Origin of the sequence: Roseibium sp. FZY0029, assembly GCF_036350355.1 — a bacterium.
Taxonomy (GTDB): domain Bacteria; phylum Pseudomonadota; class Alphaproteobacteria; order Rhizobiales; family Stappiaceae; genus Roseibium.
Genome location: NZ_JAZDVZ010000003.1, coordinates 559,628 through 574,660, shown reverse-complemented (window position 1 = coordinate 574,660; position 15,033 = coordinate 559,628). Strand labels below are relative to the sequence as shown.

15 protein-coding genes are annotated in these 15,033 nt (G+C 58.3%); 10 read left to right on the top strand and 5 right to left on the bottom strand.

Going from position 1 to position 15,033, the window contains the following annotated elements; all coding sequences use genetic code 11:
* Positions 1 to 16 precede the first annotated feature (16 nt).
* Together V1T76_RS11010 and V1T76_RS11005 are read left to right on the top strand one after the other, a co-directional pair.
* Positions 17 to 1,240 (top strand): MFS transporter, encoded by a 1,224-nt coding sequence (locus V1T76_RS11010; RefSeq protein ID WP_330560705.1) that lies wholly within the window; start codon positions 17 to 19, stop codon positions 1,238 to 1,240.
* Positions 1,241 to 1,459: 219 nt separating this feature from the next.
* Positions 1,460 to 3,595, top strand: a complete 2,136-nt coding sequence (locus V1T76_RS11005; RefSeq protein ID WP_330560704.1) for a sodium-translocating pyrophosphatase — start codon at positions 1,460 to 1,462, stop codon at positions 3,593 to 3,595.
* Positions 3,596 to 3,659: 64 nt separating this feature from the next.
* Here the strand turns inward: V1T76_RS11005 and V1T76_RS11000 are convergent, their stop codons facing one another.
* Positions 3,660 to 4,097, bottom strand: coding sequence for an outer membrane protein assembly factor BamE (locus tag V1T76_RS11000; RefSeq protein ID WP_006931570.1), 438 nt, complete (start codon positions 4,095 to 4,097; stop codon positions 3,660 to 3,662).
* 113 nt (positions 4,098 to 4,210) lie between these two features.
* On the opposite strand from V1T76_RS11000, the gene V1T76_RS10995 reads away from it, so the two are divergent.
* The 6 genes from V1T76_RS10995 (at position 4,211) to V1T76_RS10970 (ending at position 8,716) form a co-directional block, all read left to right on the top strand.
* Positions 4,211 to 4,759, top strand: a complete 549-nt coding sequence (locus V1T76_RS10995; protein ID WP_330560703.1) for a ubiquinol-cytochrome C chaperone family protein — start codon at positions 4,211 to 4,213, stop codon at positions 4,757 to 4,759.
* A 55-nt stretch (positions 4,760 to 4,814) separates the two neighbouring features.
* Positions 4,815 to 5,387 carry a YceD family protein gene (locus tag V1T76_RS10990; RefSeq protein ID WP_330560702.1) on the top strand — a complete coding sequence of 191 codons (573 nt, stop codon included), beginning with the start codon at positions 4,815 to 4,817 and terminating at the stop codon, positions 5,385 to 5,387.
* 214 nt (positions 5,388 to 5,601) lie between these two features.
* Positions 5,602 to 6,666, top strand: a complete 1,065-nt coding sequence (plsX, locus tag V1T76_RS10985; RefSeq protein ID WP_023003817.1) for a phosphate acyltransferase PlsX — start codon at positions 5,602 to 5,604, stop codon at positions 6,664 to 6,666.
* A complete protein-coding gene (locus tag V1T76_RS10980) occupies positions 6,663 to 7,640 on the top strand; it encodes a beta-ketoacyl-ACP synthase III (protein ID WP_330560701.1) in 978 nt (325 codons plus the stop codon). Before plsX ends, V1T76_RS10980 begins: the two co-directional genes overlap by 4 nt.
* Positions 7,641 to 7,781: 141 nt before the next feature.
* Positions 7,782 to 8,096, top strand: a complete 315-nt coding sequence (locus tag V1T76_RS10975; protein ID WP_023003819.1) for an integration host factor subunit alpha — start codon at positions 7,782 to 7,784, stop codon at positions 8,094 to 8,096.
* Between the two features lie 20 nt (positions 8,097 to 8,116).
* Entirely contained in the window at positions 8,117 to 8,716 is a 600-nt protein-coding gene (locus V1T76_RS10970; protein ID WP_330560698.1) for a MerR family transcriptional regulator, read from the top strand.
* A gap of 12 nt (positions 8,717 to 8,728) precedes the next feature.
* Here V1T76_RS10970 and V1T76_RS10965 read toward each other — a convergent pair whose 3' ends face one another.
* From V1T76_RS10965 to V1T76_RS10955, 3 genes are all read right to left on the bottom strand, one after another.
* Complete coding sequence (locus V1T76_RS10965; protein ID WP_330560697.1) at positions 8,729 to 10,108, bottom strand: hypothetical protein; 1,380 nt, start codon at positions 10,106 to 10,108, stop codon at positions 8,729 to 8,731.
* A gap of 107 nt (positions 10,109 to 10,215) precedes the next feature.
* The gene (locus V1T76_RS10960; RefSeq protein ID WP_330560696.1) at positions 10,216 to 11,415 is read right to left on the bottom strand and encodes a glycerophosphodiester phosphodiesterase family protein; all 1,200 of its coding nucleotides are present in this window, start codon (positions 11,413 to 11,415) and stop codon (positions 10,216 to 10,218) included.
* Between the two features lie 77 nt (positions 11,416 to 11,492).
* Positions 11,493 to 12,728: a cytochrome P450 gene (locus V1T76_RS10955; RefSeq protein ID WP_330560695.1), complete on the bottom strand. Its 1,236-nt coding sequence runs from the start codon at positions 12,726 to 12,728 to the stop codon at positions 11,493 to 11,495.
* 276 nt (positions 12,729 to 13,004) lie between these two features.
* Between V1T76_RS10955 and V1T76_RS10950 the strand changes: the two genes are divergently transcribed.
* Positions 13,005 to 13,193: a hypothetical protein gene (locus V1T76_RS10950; protein ID WP_006931582.1), complete on the top strand. Its 189-nt coding sequence runs from the start codon at positions 13,005 to 13,007 to the stop codon at positions 13,191 to 13,193.
* 165 nt (positions 13,194 to 13,358) lie between these two features.
* Positions 13,359 to 14,432 (top strand): DUF389 domain-containing protein, encoded by a 1,074-nt coding sequence (locus V1T76_RS10945; RefSeq protein WP_330560693.1) that lies wholly within the window; start codon positions 13,359 to 13,361, stop codon positions 14,430 to 14,432.
* 67 nt (positions 14,433 to 14,499) lie between these two features.
* Here the strand turns inward: V1T76_RS10945 and V1T76_RS10940 are convergent, their stop codons facing one another.
* Complete coding sequence (locus tag V1T76_RS10940) at positions 14,500 to 15,006, bottom strand: GAF domain-containing protein (protein ID WP_330560691.1); 507 nt, start codon at positions 15,004 to 15,006, stop codon at positions 14,500 to 14,502.
* Positions 15,007 to 15,033: the final 27 nt, after the last annotated feature.

Sequence of the window (15,033 nt, the reverse complement as noted above, 5' to 3'; positions counted from 1 at the left end):
TCCTGAAAGTATCCGCATGACCGTGACGACCTCCGATAGCTTTGTCGACGACAGTCTGGCAAAACGAAACGCGCTGCTTCTGGCTCTGGCCCAGGCGATTGGCGGGGCTTCCGCGTCGATCGTGATCGCAACGGCGCCGCTTGTCGGGTATTCGATGCTGGATACGGACAAGTCGCTGGCCACCTTGCCTGTGTCGGCCATGGTCCTGGGAACCGCTTTCGGGACCATACCTGCGGGCATAATCATGCGCCGCTATGGCCGCCGCACCGGCTTCATGGGCGCAGCGCTTCTCGGTGCCACAGCAGGGCTGCTGGCAGCCTTTGCGGTTTTTCAGGATGCGTTTTTGCTGTTCGCGCTCGGGTGCTGCATTAGCGGTTTTGCCGGCGCATTCGTGCAGCAATACCGCTTTGCAGCGGCCGATACCGCAAGTGACGCCTTCAAGCCCAAGGCTATCTCATGGGTGCTTGCAGGGGGCGTGCTGGCGGGCATTGTCGGTCCGCAATCGGTTATAGCCACCAAGGACCTGTTCTCGCCGATCCTGTTCGCTGGCACTTACCTGGCGCAGGCGGGGTTGTCGCTGGTCGCCTTCTTCCTGGTGGCATTCCTTCGAATTCCCAAACCGAAACGGCAAAGCCATGCCCAAGCGGGTGGGCGTCCGCTGCTGCAGATCATGACGCAACGCCGTTTCATTGTCGCGGCAGCCTGCGGCATCTGTTCCTATGCACTCATGAGCATGGTGATGACGGCCACGCCGCTGGCCATGATCGGTTGCGGTCTGTCTCAGAACGACGCCACGCTTGGCATTCAATGGCATGTTCTGGCCATGTTCGGTCCAAGCTTCTTCACCGGGAACCTCATCACCCGCTTCGGCAAAGAGAGAATTGTTTCCATCGGCCTGCTGCTGCTGGCCGGATGTTCGACGGTTGCGCTGATGGGGGTAGACCTCGCCAACTTCTGGATCGCACTGATCCTGCTCGGCCTTGGCTGGAACTTCGGTTTCATAGGCGCCACCGCCATGCTGACGGACACCTACCGCCCCGAAGAGCGGAACCTGGTGCAGGCGGTCAATGATTTCCTGGTTTTCGGCTTTGTTGCGGCTGCCTCCTTCTCATCCGGAGCACTGTTGAACGTTTATGGCTGGGACACGGTCACCACCCTGGTGTTTCCGTTCGTGGTGCTGTGCATCGGCTTGCTTGTATGGCTCACAGTTGCGGAAAGAAGAGCAGATACAACCTCTTAAAGTACCTTCGAAAATCCATTTCGTCAGCGCAGCATAAATACTGCGTTGCATCAAAAAATAACGCAACGGAAGTTTATAATTAAACCATGTGAGAGCTTGACGAGGCGCTCCGCTTTGCTGCTATCGTGACCTTCCCTCACGTCGAGGAATTGGTGTGTAGGGCCGTCAGGCGGCAAAAAACGACAAGAAAATCAGTCCGCCGCAGCTTTGGGAGGAAGTATGATCGAGCTTGTCGTCATCATTTGTGGCCTCTTGTCCATTGCCTATGGGGCGTGGGCTATCCAGTCCGTTATGGCAGCGGATGCAGGGAACGCGCGTATGCAGGAGATCGCCGAGGCGATCCAGGAAGGGGCTAGCGCTTATCTCAATCGTCAATATACGACTATCGCCATTGTGGGGGCCGTTGTTTTCGTGCTCGCCTGGCTACTGCTGTCCGGCACCGCGGCAATCGGATTTGCCATCGGCGCCATCCTCTCGGGAGCTGCCGGTTACATCGGTATGATGGTTTCCGTCCGGGCCAACGTACGCACCGCCCAGGCGGCCAGCCAAAGCCTCGGGGCAGGGCTGGAGATTGCGTTCAAGGCCGGTGCTGTCACCGGCCTTTTGGTTGCCGGCCTGGCCTTGCTTGGCGTTGCCGTCTATTTCGCCGTCCTCACCGGAATGATGGGCTATGGCCCGACAGACCGGACCGTGATGGACGCGCTGGTCGCGCTCGGCTTCGGGGCGTCTCTCATTTCCATCTTCGCCCGCCTCGGCGGCGGTATCTTCACCAAGGGGGCAGATGTCGGCGGCGACCTGGTCGGCAAGGTCGAAGCCGGAATTCCGGAGGACGATCCGCGCAACCCGGCCACCATCGCCGATAACGTCGGTGACAATGTCGGCGACTGTGCGGGCATGGCGGCCGACCTGTTCGAAACCTACGCGGTGACGGTCGTCGCCACCATGGTTCTGGCATCAATCTTCTTCACCAGCAGCCAGGCCATCGACCTGATGCATCTGCCGTTGTTGATCGGTGCAAGCTGCGTGGTGACGTCCATCATCGGCACGTTTTTCGTCAAGCTCGGCAGCAATAACTCGATCATGGGGGCGCTCTACAAAGGCTTCATAGCAACGGCGGTCCTGTCCGCTGTTGCGCTTGCGATCATCATCTTCGGCTGGATCGGTGCCGGCACCGAGTTCACCACGTCGGGCGGAACGACCTTCACCGGCTTCGATCTGTTCGTCTGCGGGCTCGTGGGGCTGGTGGTGACAGGGCTGATCATCTGGGTGACCGAATATTACACCGGTACGGAGTATCGTCCGGTGAGGTCCATCGCCCAGGCGTCGGTCACCGGCCATGGCACGAACGTCATCCAGGGTCTGGCCGTCTCGCTGGAAGCAACGGCCTTGCCGGCGCTCATTATCATCGCCGGCATCCTGGTGACCCACGCCTTCGCGGGCCTCTTCGGCATTGCGATTGCGGTGACCACCATGCTGGCCCTTGCAGGCATGGTTGTGGCGCTTGATGCCTTCGGTCCTGTCACGGACAACGCCGGCGGCATTGCCGAAATGGCGGATCTTCCGGCCGAAGTGCGTACCACCACGGATGCGCTTGATGCGGTCGGCAACACCACCAAGGCAGTCACCAAGGGGTATGCCATCGGTTCCGCGGGCCTCGGGGCGCTGGTGCTCTTCGCCGCCTATACGGAAGACCTGAAATTCTTCTCCAGCAACGCTGAAGAAGGGTCGATCTTCTACGGTATCGACGTCAGCACCTTGTTCACACTGTCCAACCCCTATGTGGTGGCGGGTCTCCTGTTCGGCGGCCTGTTGCCCTATCTCTTCGGCGGGATCTCTATGACCGCCGTTGGCAGGGCGGCCGGTGCGGTGGTGGAAGAAGTCCGCCGCCAGTTCAAGGAAAAGCCGGGTATCATGCAGGGCACGGAACGGCCGGATTATGGCCGGGCAGTGGACATGCTCACAAAAGCCGCGATCCGGGAGATGATCATCCCCTCGCTGCTGCCGGTGCTGTCGCCCATCGTGGTGTTCTTCCTGGTCAAGGCCGTGGCAACACCTGCGGACGCCTTCGCGGCGCTCGGTGCGATGCTGCTCGGTGTCATCGTGACGGGGCTCTTCGTGGCGATTTCAATGACCGCCGGTGGCGGGGCCTGGGACAACGCCAAGAAGTCCTTCGAAGACGGTTTCACCGATAAGGACGGCGTGACCCACCAGAAGGGCAGCGAGGCGCACAAGGCCTCGGTGACGGGCGATACGGTGGGCGATCCCTACAAGGACACCGCCGGTCCGGCCGTGAACCCGATGATCAAGATCACCAACATCGTGGCCTTGCTGCTGCTGGCGATCCTGGCGCATTGACGCTGCAAAAAAACAAAGCCCCGGCCAGTGGCCGGGGCTTTTGCATTTGACTGCAGCTTCTGGCCTAGAGGCCGAGGCTCGGATTGGTCGCACCGCGCAGGATCTGCGTCAGGAAGCCGTAGTCGGCGCCGCCGGTGCGGGTCTTGCGCGTGACGATGTCGACGATCTTGCCGTCTTCCAGCGAGTAGTTGCCGAGATCCTGCACGTAACCGTCTTTGTCGAAGTAAACCGCGACAACACGCTGCTCGACGATATCCGGAGCCATGAAGGCGGTCGTGGCGGTTTTCTGAGAGATATAATAGTAGGCGTCGCCGTTGAGGCTGGACGTGGTCGACGGGGTTCCCAGAACGAGCTCAACCTGCTCGCGGCTGGAGCCGACCTGAACCTGGTTCAGCATGTCGCTGGTGATGACATGACCGTGCGTATAAGTGGACGTAAAACAGCCGCCGAGCGGTAAGGTGACCAGAAGCGGAAGGATCAGGGCGCTTGCCTTGAAGTTCATCTAAGAATTCCCGTTTCGCCAGACCGGTCTGGCTGCTCTTGAATTTCGTTGCTTGGCAAAGTCACTATCGTGGGATAGGGCACAAGGCAACACCTGACTTAAAAGGAGATGCCATGCTGTTTGGCCTGTTCCGCCGTCGGACCCGCGATGCCGAGCACAAGGTCTATTGTGAAATCGTGGCTCAAGCACGGCAGCCAGTCTTTTACACCGACTTTCACGTGCCCGATAGTGTCGATGGCCGTTTTGACATGATCGTGGCCCATGCAGTGCTGTATTTCCGCCGGATGCGCGGGGAGGGCAAGCGGGTCTCTGAATTCACGCAGAACGTCTTCGACCTGTTCTTTCAGGACATGGATGCCTCGTTGCGCGAAATGGGCGTCAGCGACACGCGCGTTCCCAAGAAGGTGAAAGTCATGGGCGAAGCTTTTTACGGCCGCGCCGATGCCTATATTCCGGCGATCGAAACAAAAAGTGTTGATGAGCTGGCGGAGGCAATCGGTCGCAACATCTACCCCGATGTGCCGGAACCGGTCGCACAGAAGCGTTTGGCGTATTATATGCTTGAAACAGCCGAAAGCCTCGAGGGGCAGACGGTTGAAGCACTGATGAATGGGAGCATCGTGTGGCCCGACCCTGAAAAATTCAAGGCATTGCCGGTCTGAGACCCAAGCCGGCGGTGTAAGAGGCCGCGACAAAGGTGCCAAGGTAAGAACAAGAATGACAAAAGAAACTTTCCCCTATTCCTACAAGGTCAACGCCGCTCGCGTTGTCGACAAGGATGAACGCGTCACAGTCACTCCGGATGAGGCATCGCTCAAGGCCATCGCAAAGACCTATGAGCTCGATGGCATTCGCGACCTCAAGGCGGATTTCCTGCTGAAGCCGTATCGCAAGGCGGGACTGCGTGTCGTCGGCCCGCTGACGGCGACGCTGGAACAGACCTGTGTGGTGTCGCTGGAGCCTTTCGAAAGCAAGCTGAAGATTGATGTCGACCGCACTTTCGAACCCCAGTCCAGCCGCCCGCGCAAGGTCAGCGATCTCAACGAAGACGGCGAGATTGAAATCGATCTGGAAACCCTCGACCCGCCTGATGTCATTCTGGACGGTGTTCTCGATCTGGGCGCCGTGATCTGCGAGGAACTGGCGCTGACGCTTGACCCGTTCCCGCGCAAGCCGGGCGTCGAGTTCGAGGGCGGCGATGGCGAGGACGAGAGCGCCGGCGAGGAGCCCGAGGCCAAACCGTCGCCTTTTGCCGCACTCCAGGCGCTCAAGGACAAGACGGATAGCTGATATCCATTGTATTTACAGTTGCCCGAACGATATGGACTGGGTCTTCATGCAGGTTTTCAACGTCAGAACTCTTCGCGAACAGGAAAACGGTTGTCAGTCTTGCCAAAACCGTTATGTTCGCGCCCGTTCTAGGCCCTTGCCGGACCTGCAGGACTTTGTCTGGAAGCACCGCTCGGTGCTGTTCTTGGTAGCGAAACGTCAAAAGACCTTCTAGATGGCGAAAACTATTCCGATTTCTCTGGATGCCATGGGTGGCGATCATGGGGCTGACGTCGTCATTCCCGGGGCGGAAATCGCGCTTGTCCGTCATCCCGACATCCGCTTTCTGTTGTTCGGTAACGAAAAGGTCGTGCTGCCCCTTCTGGAGAAGTATCCACGGGTTCGCGATGCTTCGACCTTCCACCATTGCGACGTCTCCATTGCCATGGACACAAAGCCAAGCCAGGCGCTGCGCCAGGGGCGCTGGCGTTCGTCCATGTGGCGGTCCATCGAAGCCGTGAAGACGGGCGATGCTTCCGTGGCAGTTTCCGCCGGGAACACCGGCGCACTCATGGCCATGTCGAAGTTTTGCCTGCGGACGATGGCCAATATCGAACGACCGGCCATCGCGGCCATCTGGCCGACCATGCGCGGCGAGTCCGTCGTGCTTGATGTCGGTGCGACGATTGGTGCCGACGCGCAGCAGCTTATCGACTTCGCCATTCTTGGCGGTGCCATGGCGCGGGCCCTGTTTGGTGTTCAAAAGCCAAGCGTCGGCCTGCTTAACATTGGCGTTGAAGAGGTCAAGGGTCTGGAAGAGGTGCGTACCGCCGGCCGGCTTCTGCGCGAAACGCCGCTGCGTTCGCTGCATTACGCCGGTTTCGTGGAAGGTGACGACCTTGGCAAAGGCACGGTCGATGTGGTGGTAACCGAAGGCTTTGCCGGTAACATTGCGCTCAAAACCGCGGAAGGAACGGCCAAACAGATCGGCAGTTACTTGCGTTCGGCCATGAATCGGACCTTTATGTCCAAAATCGGCTATCTCTTCGCCAAAGGCGCCTTTGATCTGCTGCGCGAGAAAATGGATCCGCGCAAGGTCAACGGCGGCGTGTTCCTGGGACTGAACGGCATCGTGATCAAGAGTCACGGCGGGACTGATGCCGAGGGTTATGCCTCGGCCATCGACCTTGCCTACGACATGGTCAAAAACGAACTGACACACAAGATCGCCCAGGATCTTGTGCATTATCATCGCGGCCGCTTCGCTGAAGCCGCGCCGACATCGGAAGGTGATTTGTGAGCGTAATCCGTTCCACCGTAACCGGCTGCGGAAGTTTCCTGCCGGAAAAAATCCTGACCAATGACGATCTTTCCAAGATGGTCGATACGTCTGACGAATGGATCGTTCAGCGTACTGGTATCCAGCAGCGCCACGTTGCCGCCGAAGGTCAGGTGACCTCGGACCTCGCGCTGGAAGCCGCCAAGCGGGCTCTGGAAAGCGCCGGCAGGGATGCTCAGGAGATCGACACCATCATTCTGGCGACCGCCACACCGGACAACACCTTTCCGGCAACGGCTGTCACCGTTCAGGCCAATCTGGGCATCTATCACGGTGCCGCATTCGATGTGCATGCCGTCTGCTCCGGCTTCGTCTACGCGCTGACGACCGCAGATGCCTATATCCGCGCCGGCCTTTCCAAGCGGTGCCTGGTCATCGGTGCGGAGACGTTCTCGCGCATTCTCGACTGGACCGACCGGACGACCTGCGTTCTGTTCGGCGATGGCGCAGGAGCTGTCGTGGTTGAAGCCGGTGAGGGTGAGGGCACCACTGCCGACCGGGGGGTTCTGACCTCTCATCTGCGCTCAGACGGCCGCCACAAGGAAAAGCTCTTCGTTGACGGCGGACCGTCCGCGACCCAGACCGTCGGTCATCTCAGGATGGAAGGCCGGGAAGTCTACAAGCACGCAGTCGGCATGATCACCGACGTGATTGAAGATGCCTACAAGGCCACAGGCACCACTTCGGACGACCTCGACTGGTTCATTCCGCACCAGGCCAACAAACGCATCATCGATGCCAGCGCGAAGAAGCTCGGGATCGCGCCAGAGAAGGTCGTGACAACCGTCCAGCTTCACGGCAACACCTCCGCAGCGTCCATTCCGCTTGCCCTGGACACAGCCGTCAGGGACGGGCGTGTCAAAAAGAGCGATCTCGTCTTGCTTGAAGCAATGGGCGGTGGATTCACCTGGGGCTCGGTCCTTCTGCGCTGGTAAGCCTCGCCAAACTTCGTACGACAAATCTGAGTTCGACCAAGACTTCCGGTTGACCGGCTCGCCGCAACGCCGTACCGTATGGCCTTGCATCTGAGTTCTTGTGCAAAATCAGCCAGATGATGGCGTCGTTGAGGAGGGGTTATGGGCAATCGGACTATTACCCGCGCTGATCTGTGTGAGGCCGTTTATCAGAAGGTAGGTCTGTCCAGGACCGAATCTTCCGAACTGGTCGAACGTGTTCTTTCTGAAATTTCCGACTGTCTTGTGACAGGAGAATCAGTAAAATTATCAAGCTTTGGGTCTTTCGTGGTCCGCTCCAAGGGGGAGCGTATCGGCCGCAATCCAAAGACTGGCGAGGAAGTACCTATTTCACCGCGCCGTGTGATGGTGTTCAAACCGTCCAACGTCTTGAAACAGCGGATCAATGATGCGCTGACAGGGCAGGCCAGCAAATAGTAAGAAAACAATAAGACCGGATGAGCTCGCAGGAAAAAAGCCCCGACGCCTTTCGTACCATCAGCGAAGTCGCAGAAGATCTGGATCTGCCGCAGCACGTGCTGCGGTTCTGGGAAACACGCTTCTCGCAGATCAAACCGCTGAAGCGGGGTGGTGGCCGGCGGTACTACCGTCCGGACGATGTCGAGCTTCTGAAAGGCATCCGTCATCTGCTCTACGGTGAAGGCTACACGATCAAGGGCGTTCAGCGCATCCTGAAGGAGCAGGGACCGCGCTTCGTCATGCAGATCAGGCATGAGGACATGACGGCCCTGCAGGCGGTGACAGCATCTGAACCGGTTCCTGCCGAGCCGGCTCCAGTGCCGGTCTCAGTATCCCACAACGGCCAGCAGGAAAATCACAACGGCCCGCTGCCGAATGGCGTTCTGGCCGATGATGCACCCGAGCCTGCTTCAGGCCACGGTCATGGTCACTTCAGTATCCTCGGCCGTCTGCGCGGAGAAAAACCGGCGCAGGGCGCTGGGTCTCATTCGTCCGTGACCAAGGAAGACATTCGCCGTCTGCAAGCGACCCTTTTTGAGTTGCTGGAATGCAAGCGCACCCTGGATCAGGCGCGCTGACGGCTGAACGCCTTACCGGTCTGCCCTGCGCTTGAAGAGCTTTGCCAGGAAGCCTTGTCCCTTGCCTGCCGTTCCCGCTGTATCGTTCGAAACCTGCGCCTGCTTCGCGAATTCGCGCAATTCTGCAATCGACATCCGTTTTGTCGAGGTCACCGGCTTTCGGGCAGCTCCGCTGTCGTCTGGACGAAAGGGGGGCGTGCTGAAGGTCTCGTCTACATGCGGCACGGCTGAAGGCGGAACGGTCTTAGAAGCTTCGGTGTGATCCGGTATCTCTGATTGCTGAGGCTGATCCAGTTCCCACATCTCCTGTTCGAGAGTTTCTTCATCCCGAACCTCGGCCGTCTTAGAAGCCGGTGTTTCTTCCTTCATTTCCTGCAAGCGTTCCAGAATAGCCGCGTCCACCGGGTCATTTGGGTCCAGCCCTGCGTCTCCGCGGCTCATAGTGGAGTGGCTGCTCTCCTCGCTCTCACCATCGCGATACTCGTACATGGCTGGCACGTATTCGCGGATAATGCCGTAGTTGGGATTGTGGACGACCTTGAGTTCGATGGTGTTCAGCCCGTCATCGTCCTCTTCGTGGTAGATCACCTGGATCTTTTCGTTTTCATCGCGACCAAAGACGTCGCCGTCTTCAATCATGTCGCCGCTTTTCCGTGTGACCTTCGCAAAGGCAACAATGATTTCGGCAAGATATTCGGGAGGCAATCTGCAAGGCAGGACTTTCACCCGGTAACCGGTCAGCCACTCGGCTCCGATTCCCTCCATGCCGAATAGCCGCTCGCCGGTCTCCGGATCCTGCTGCCCGACCGGGTTGGGCAGAAGATAAAGATCGTCGTAATTCGAAGCACGGGCGAGCGCGGAAAAGGCGTCCGGTTTCAGCAAGAAGCGGCTAGGCACCCAAAGCACAGCATCCGGCTGTGATCTTTCCACGATGATCGCCGTGATCAATCTGGCGATCTCCATCGCCTGCAAGGTTTCTTCAAGCTCACAGAAGGCGATGTTTTCCGCACCGGAAAATGTCTTCAGGTTTTCGGGCAGCGAATCCGTTGGAATGACGCTCTTCCGGACCGAAATCTGCGTACAGGCTGCAATATCGAAGAGCAAGTCGGTCGCCTCCGGAAAGGCGGTTCGCGCATAGTAGGTTTCGAGAGCAACGTCTATCAGCGGTGTGTGTTCGAAAGGTCCGGACTGTGTGACCAGGATATGGAACTTGCCGCACAAGAAGCGTTTGTCGATCTCGTCCGACGTGTTCAGTACCTGGCAGGCGCTCTGCGGCACACCCGCTTTCTCTGCGACTGCCAAAATGACAGCCTTGATCTCTTCACCGTCAAGCGGTTGATAGCGCTTGTAGAGGACCAGGGAATCGACACTTGGAAGCGGGTGCGTTTTCAATTGTTAGACCACACGTGATTGGCGGAAACGGACCACAGGTTAGGCAACTTTGGTGAAAAAGGCATTATCGCCCATGCCATTTCAGTTGCCGTAACCGGGGCTTCTGTTCACTCCATTCCAAGGCAGGATGCGTAGAAGCTGGTCGTTGCGGGCCAATCGGAGAAGATGCCCTTGACTCCGACCTGACGTGCCAGCACGTCGACAACCTCATAAAGCTTGCCGTCGCCGTCTATGGCGTCGTTGACGGTCTGATAGTACCAGCCTCCACCGGACGACAACGGGCCGGATCGTTCCAGGCTCCAGGCAATCAGCTCGAGACCTGCTTCCCTGGCCGCCTTGGCATAGGCTGAGGGAACGATCTTGCCGTCTTCCTGCGCGAGGAGAGCGAAGAGTGGCGGCGCAAGATAGTTGACGCCCATCGCTTTCAACTCGGCCATGGAAGGGGAGAAGGTTTCCGGGTCTGCGGGATCGATATCGCGGCGGCCTTCCAGGTAAATGGCCTGCTTGCCGTAGTCCGGTTCGTTTTCGATCCAGTAGAGAACGTCCTTGAGGTTGAAGGATTGAGGATAGACGTCTTCCGGCGGAATGCCTGCGGCCTTGTAGTCATCGATCAGCTTCTGGGCGTAGGCAGCCTGGGTGAAGCCGTCGAACGGCATCTCGACTTCGGGAGATTTCAGTTCAGGAGTGAACTTCACGCCAAGATCCTTGAAAAGACGGATCGAGGCTTCGTGGGTCATCAGCGTTCCCGTGCCTGCATACAGTTCGGTGCGCCAGGGGGCTGTGCCCTTTTGATAGGCTTCGGGAGTGGTTGCAGACTTGTCGGCGCTGTCCATCTTGCCCTGCAGCGAATTGAATTCGGCAAGGGTCAGATCGCTTGTCCGGCAGTCAGCTGATGCGGGGGTTTCGCCGGAGGCCGCCGTGAAGGTCCGTGTGCATTTGCCGGCAAGATCGGTCGTCAGAATGTTGGTGGTCGTATGCAGATCGTTCTGGGAATGACGGCAGACCAGTTCCTTGTCCTTGGTAAAGGTGACGTCGCATTCCAGGATGCCGGCTCCCATCAGCGCAGCGGCGCGGTAGCCTTCCTCCGTATGCTCGGGAAACTGCAGGGGTGCACCGCGATGGCTGATCGAAAACTGCGTGCGCTTCGCAGGTTTGCCGATGCAGGCCATCAAGGTGTCCTTCAACGCACCGTCCGCCATCTGGGAAACCAGATAGGCTGGACGCGGTCCAAGCTCGACCGTTTCCGCCTGGGCAGGCAAGGCGGCACACAGCCCGGTCAGGCAGAAAAGAACTGATTTGAGGCGCATGAGGTATCCAATGGCTTTGAGGAAAGAAGGGAAGTAACTAGCGGCACGCAGGGCTGGAACAAGTGCAGAACCGCCAACTACGCGGGCTGCCAGGTAAGTCTGAGCGCTTCCGGGCCTCTCACCGACAGGCCGCGTTTGTAGGAGACGTTTTCTTGTGCAAGGTCAATCGACTTGAACCTTCTGAGCAGCGTTGAAAAAATGATGTCCATATCCAGCCGTGCAAGGTGGTTGCCGAGGCAGAAATGCGCACCGCGGCCGAAGGCAATGTGCCAATTGGGCGACCTGCCGGCATCGAAGCGATCAGCGTCTGGAAACTGGGCTGGATCGCGGTTGGCTGACCCATAGAGAACGCCGAATTTCGTGCCGCGCGGATAGTCGTCGCCGCAAACCGTCATGTCTTCGGTGGAGTAGCGATGGAAGAAGGGAAGGGGCGATTCATACCGGAACATCTCCTGGACCGCCGTTTTCATCAGCGACGGGTCCTGGCGCAGACGCTGCAGCTCATCCGGGAATTTCAAAAGCGCATGCATGCCGCTGCCGAGAACGTCGATGGTCGAGCCGTGACCGGCCATCAGGATCAGCATGGCGGTCGAAATGAATTCGTCCTCGTTCATCTGACCGGCCCGTTCGGCCTCGATCATCAGCGACAGAAGGTCGTCCTTCGGTGCCCGTTCGCGCTCTGCCTTCAGACTTTGCAAATAATAATAGAACTCGGTCGTATTGCTTTCGGCCAGTTCCTTGCGCGCGTCCGTCCGGTCGATGTCGAAATACTGAACGATGTTTTCCGACCAGACACGCAATTGCGGGCAGTCCTCGTCGGGAACGCCGAGAACGCGGCCGATGATATGTCCTGGAACATGAGCTGAGAGATCTTCGATAAAGTCGATTTCGCTCCGGTCCGCCAGACTGTCGAACAGACGGTCGACATAAGCCTGGATGTCGTCACGCAGCTTGCCGACCATCACCGGCGTAAACAGCTTGAAAACCTGCTTGCGCAACCGGTCATGAACCTCTCCGTCGCTGTCCAGCAGCGAGAACTGCACGAAGCGAGAATGATGCGGCATGTCGTGCCAGTTCTGGGCCCGTTTCATGGCCTCGATTTCTTCCGCATCGGCAATGTGGTCCATGGACCTGACCATCTTGCCGTTTTGCACGATTTCCGAAACGTCATCGAACCGCGCTGCCAGCCAGATGTCGAAATCCTCGAAATATGTCAAACCCTTGCGTCCGCGCAGTGCAGCGTAGAACGGGTAGGGGTTTTGCGCGAAGGCATCCGACAATGGGGCGAAGGAAAGGTCTGTGGACGGGCTCATGAAGGGCTCTTGAGGTCGGTTTGGATGGGGTAGAATTGTGATTCTTGGCAGGGTCGAAGATTTGGCTGGCCAAGTGCAAGCGAAAAGCGGGAGCTATGGGCCATTTTGTTGTCTTTGGGAAAGTTATCCCAAGCAAGACCTTTAGCTCTTGGGGATTGTGAGGAAATGACATTTCTGACGATATCGGCAGACGGTTCGAAATCTTAACAATTTCTAAACGCGGGCCGGGAGGCTTGCTTGCACAAACCAGCAGAACAGTGTGTGCGTGAGGCCGTAATGCGTGTGCCAAAGGCTTTCAATGACGAGTATCAAACCTTCTTGCGGGAAACGGGCCTGGACAACCCCAATCCGCAAGCTCTCCTCATGGAACTTGCCTCGCTTTCGATGGAAGTCTACCTGAAGGAAATCGCCTGGCTTTCCGAGTTTATCGGCAAGATCGAGCGCGCGAAAAAGGCTGCGGCGTGATGACAAGGGCCTGACCGGGTTCTGTCGTTTCCACCGTCTCGGCACCTACTTCACAAATGCCAGCAATCCCGACTGGAGATTGTAAGCGTGGCTCGTGCAATTTTGATGACGAGCGTCACGGCTTGAAGCATACTCTGACGGTATACCGTGCGGAGCAGCTGTGTCATGTCCATCAGTCAGTTCTCCACCACCAGGGAAATCCTGAAGTTCGAGGGCGCCAACAAAGCGGCCTACTGGCGAAAATTCGCCCTGTTGCTGTCGCTTGCCGTGATCATCGCTACGATGGGACTTCTGCGAAATTCAGGCGCCGTGGTGATTGCGGCCATGCTTGTCGCTCCCCTGATGACTCCGATCCTCGGTATTGCCTCATCTATCGTCATGGGATGGGTCGGCAGAGCGCTGTTCCTTATACTCACGGTCTGGCTGGCGGCGGGGGCCAGTATCATCATCTCATGGCTGATTGTCTGGATAGCCGATGCCCCTTCGACATTGCTGCTTCCAGATGAAGTGCTGAGCCGGAGCAACCCCGGAGCGGAAGACATGGTCGTCGCGCTGGCGGCCGGTATAGCAGGTGCCTATGTCCAGATACGGAAGTCGGAAATCAGTCTTCTGCCTGGCGCGGCCATCGGCGTTTCGCTGGTTCCGCCGCTTGCGGCGGCCGGTATCCTGCTTTACTTCGGCGAACACGAAGCGGCCTATGAGGCAACGCTGCTCTTTGCTACCAACTTCGGTGCGATCATCTTCTCTGCCAGCATTGTCTATATTGTCCTTGGCCCACGGGAGCGGGTCTTCCGCAAGGCGCATCGGGGCGTCAAGTTTACCCTTGGCATGGCGGTCACGCTGGCCTTCCTGACCGTCGTTCTGGTCCAGCTGCTGGCAGCGACTTACCTGCGCTACATCGAAACCGGAACAGAGGCCATCCTGGCACAACGAACCAAGGAATGGGCAGGGGACACCCCGGTCGAAATCATCCGGGTGGATGTGCACGCGCGCACCAAGATTGCGGAGATCTGGGTTCTTCTCGATCTGCCATCGGACGCCCAGTACAAGATCGGTTCTCTTGATGACTTCCTGCCGGCAGCGATGAAGGAGCGTCCCTTCAGGGAAACCGCTCGTGAAGTTCTGGGAGAAGACTACAAGGTGGTCGTCAGGTATCAGACACGTATCGCCTGGCTGGTGGACCTCGCGACGGAAGCGATTGATGTCGCGCCTTCGGTCGATGCCGTGCAGGAGGATTGACGAGCACTGCAAAATAAAACCCCGCCGAAAAGGCGGGGTTTTGAACAACTGCGTGTCCCGTTCGGTCCTATGCGGGTGCCGGCAGTGTCCGGCTGGCGAGATAGGCAGCTTTGGCCGGCACCGAAAGCCAGGCCTTCGCCTGGGCAACGCGTTCGGGCGTATAGTGATGCTCTTCATCAAGCATGTTGAGGGTGCCCACCAGTGTATCGCCCAGAACGACAGGCAGGTTGATGACCGAGCCGCAGCCGAGCCGGCCGATCAGTTCGTAGTCCGGAAACACGCTCGCGATGTCGGCAAGCGTATTGGCAACGAAGCACTGCCGGTCCTTGTGCACGGTTTCGAACCAGCGATCATAGGTAAGCGGCTTGGTTCCGGAAACCGGATAGTCTTCCGGATGCGAGGTGTAGGAGCGCTGTGCCAGCTCGGTTGTCATGTCTGCCGTCATGAAGGTGAACAGCTTCGCGCCGATGGTTGCCCGTGTCAGGCTCATGAGTGCATCAAATGGGGCATCGGAAGTGGTCGCGATGGACAAGGCATGGTCAAACGTGGCCAAAGGTCCGGTAAAATCGGTCATCTATCGAATTCTCGAGCAAATATGGTT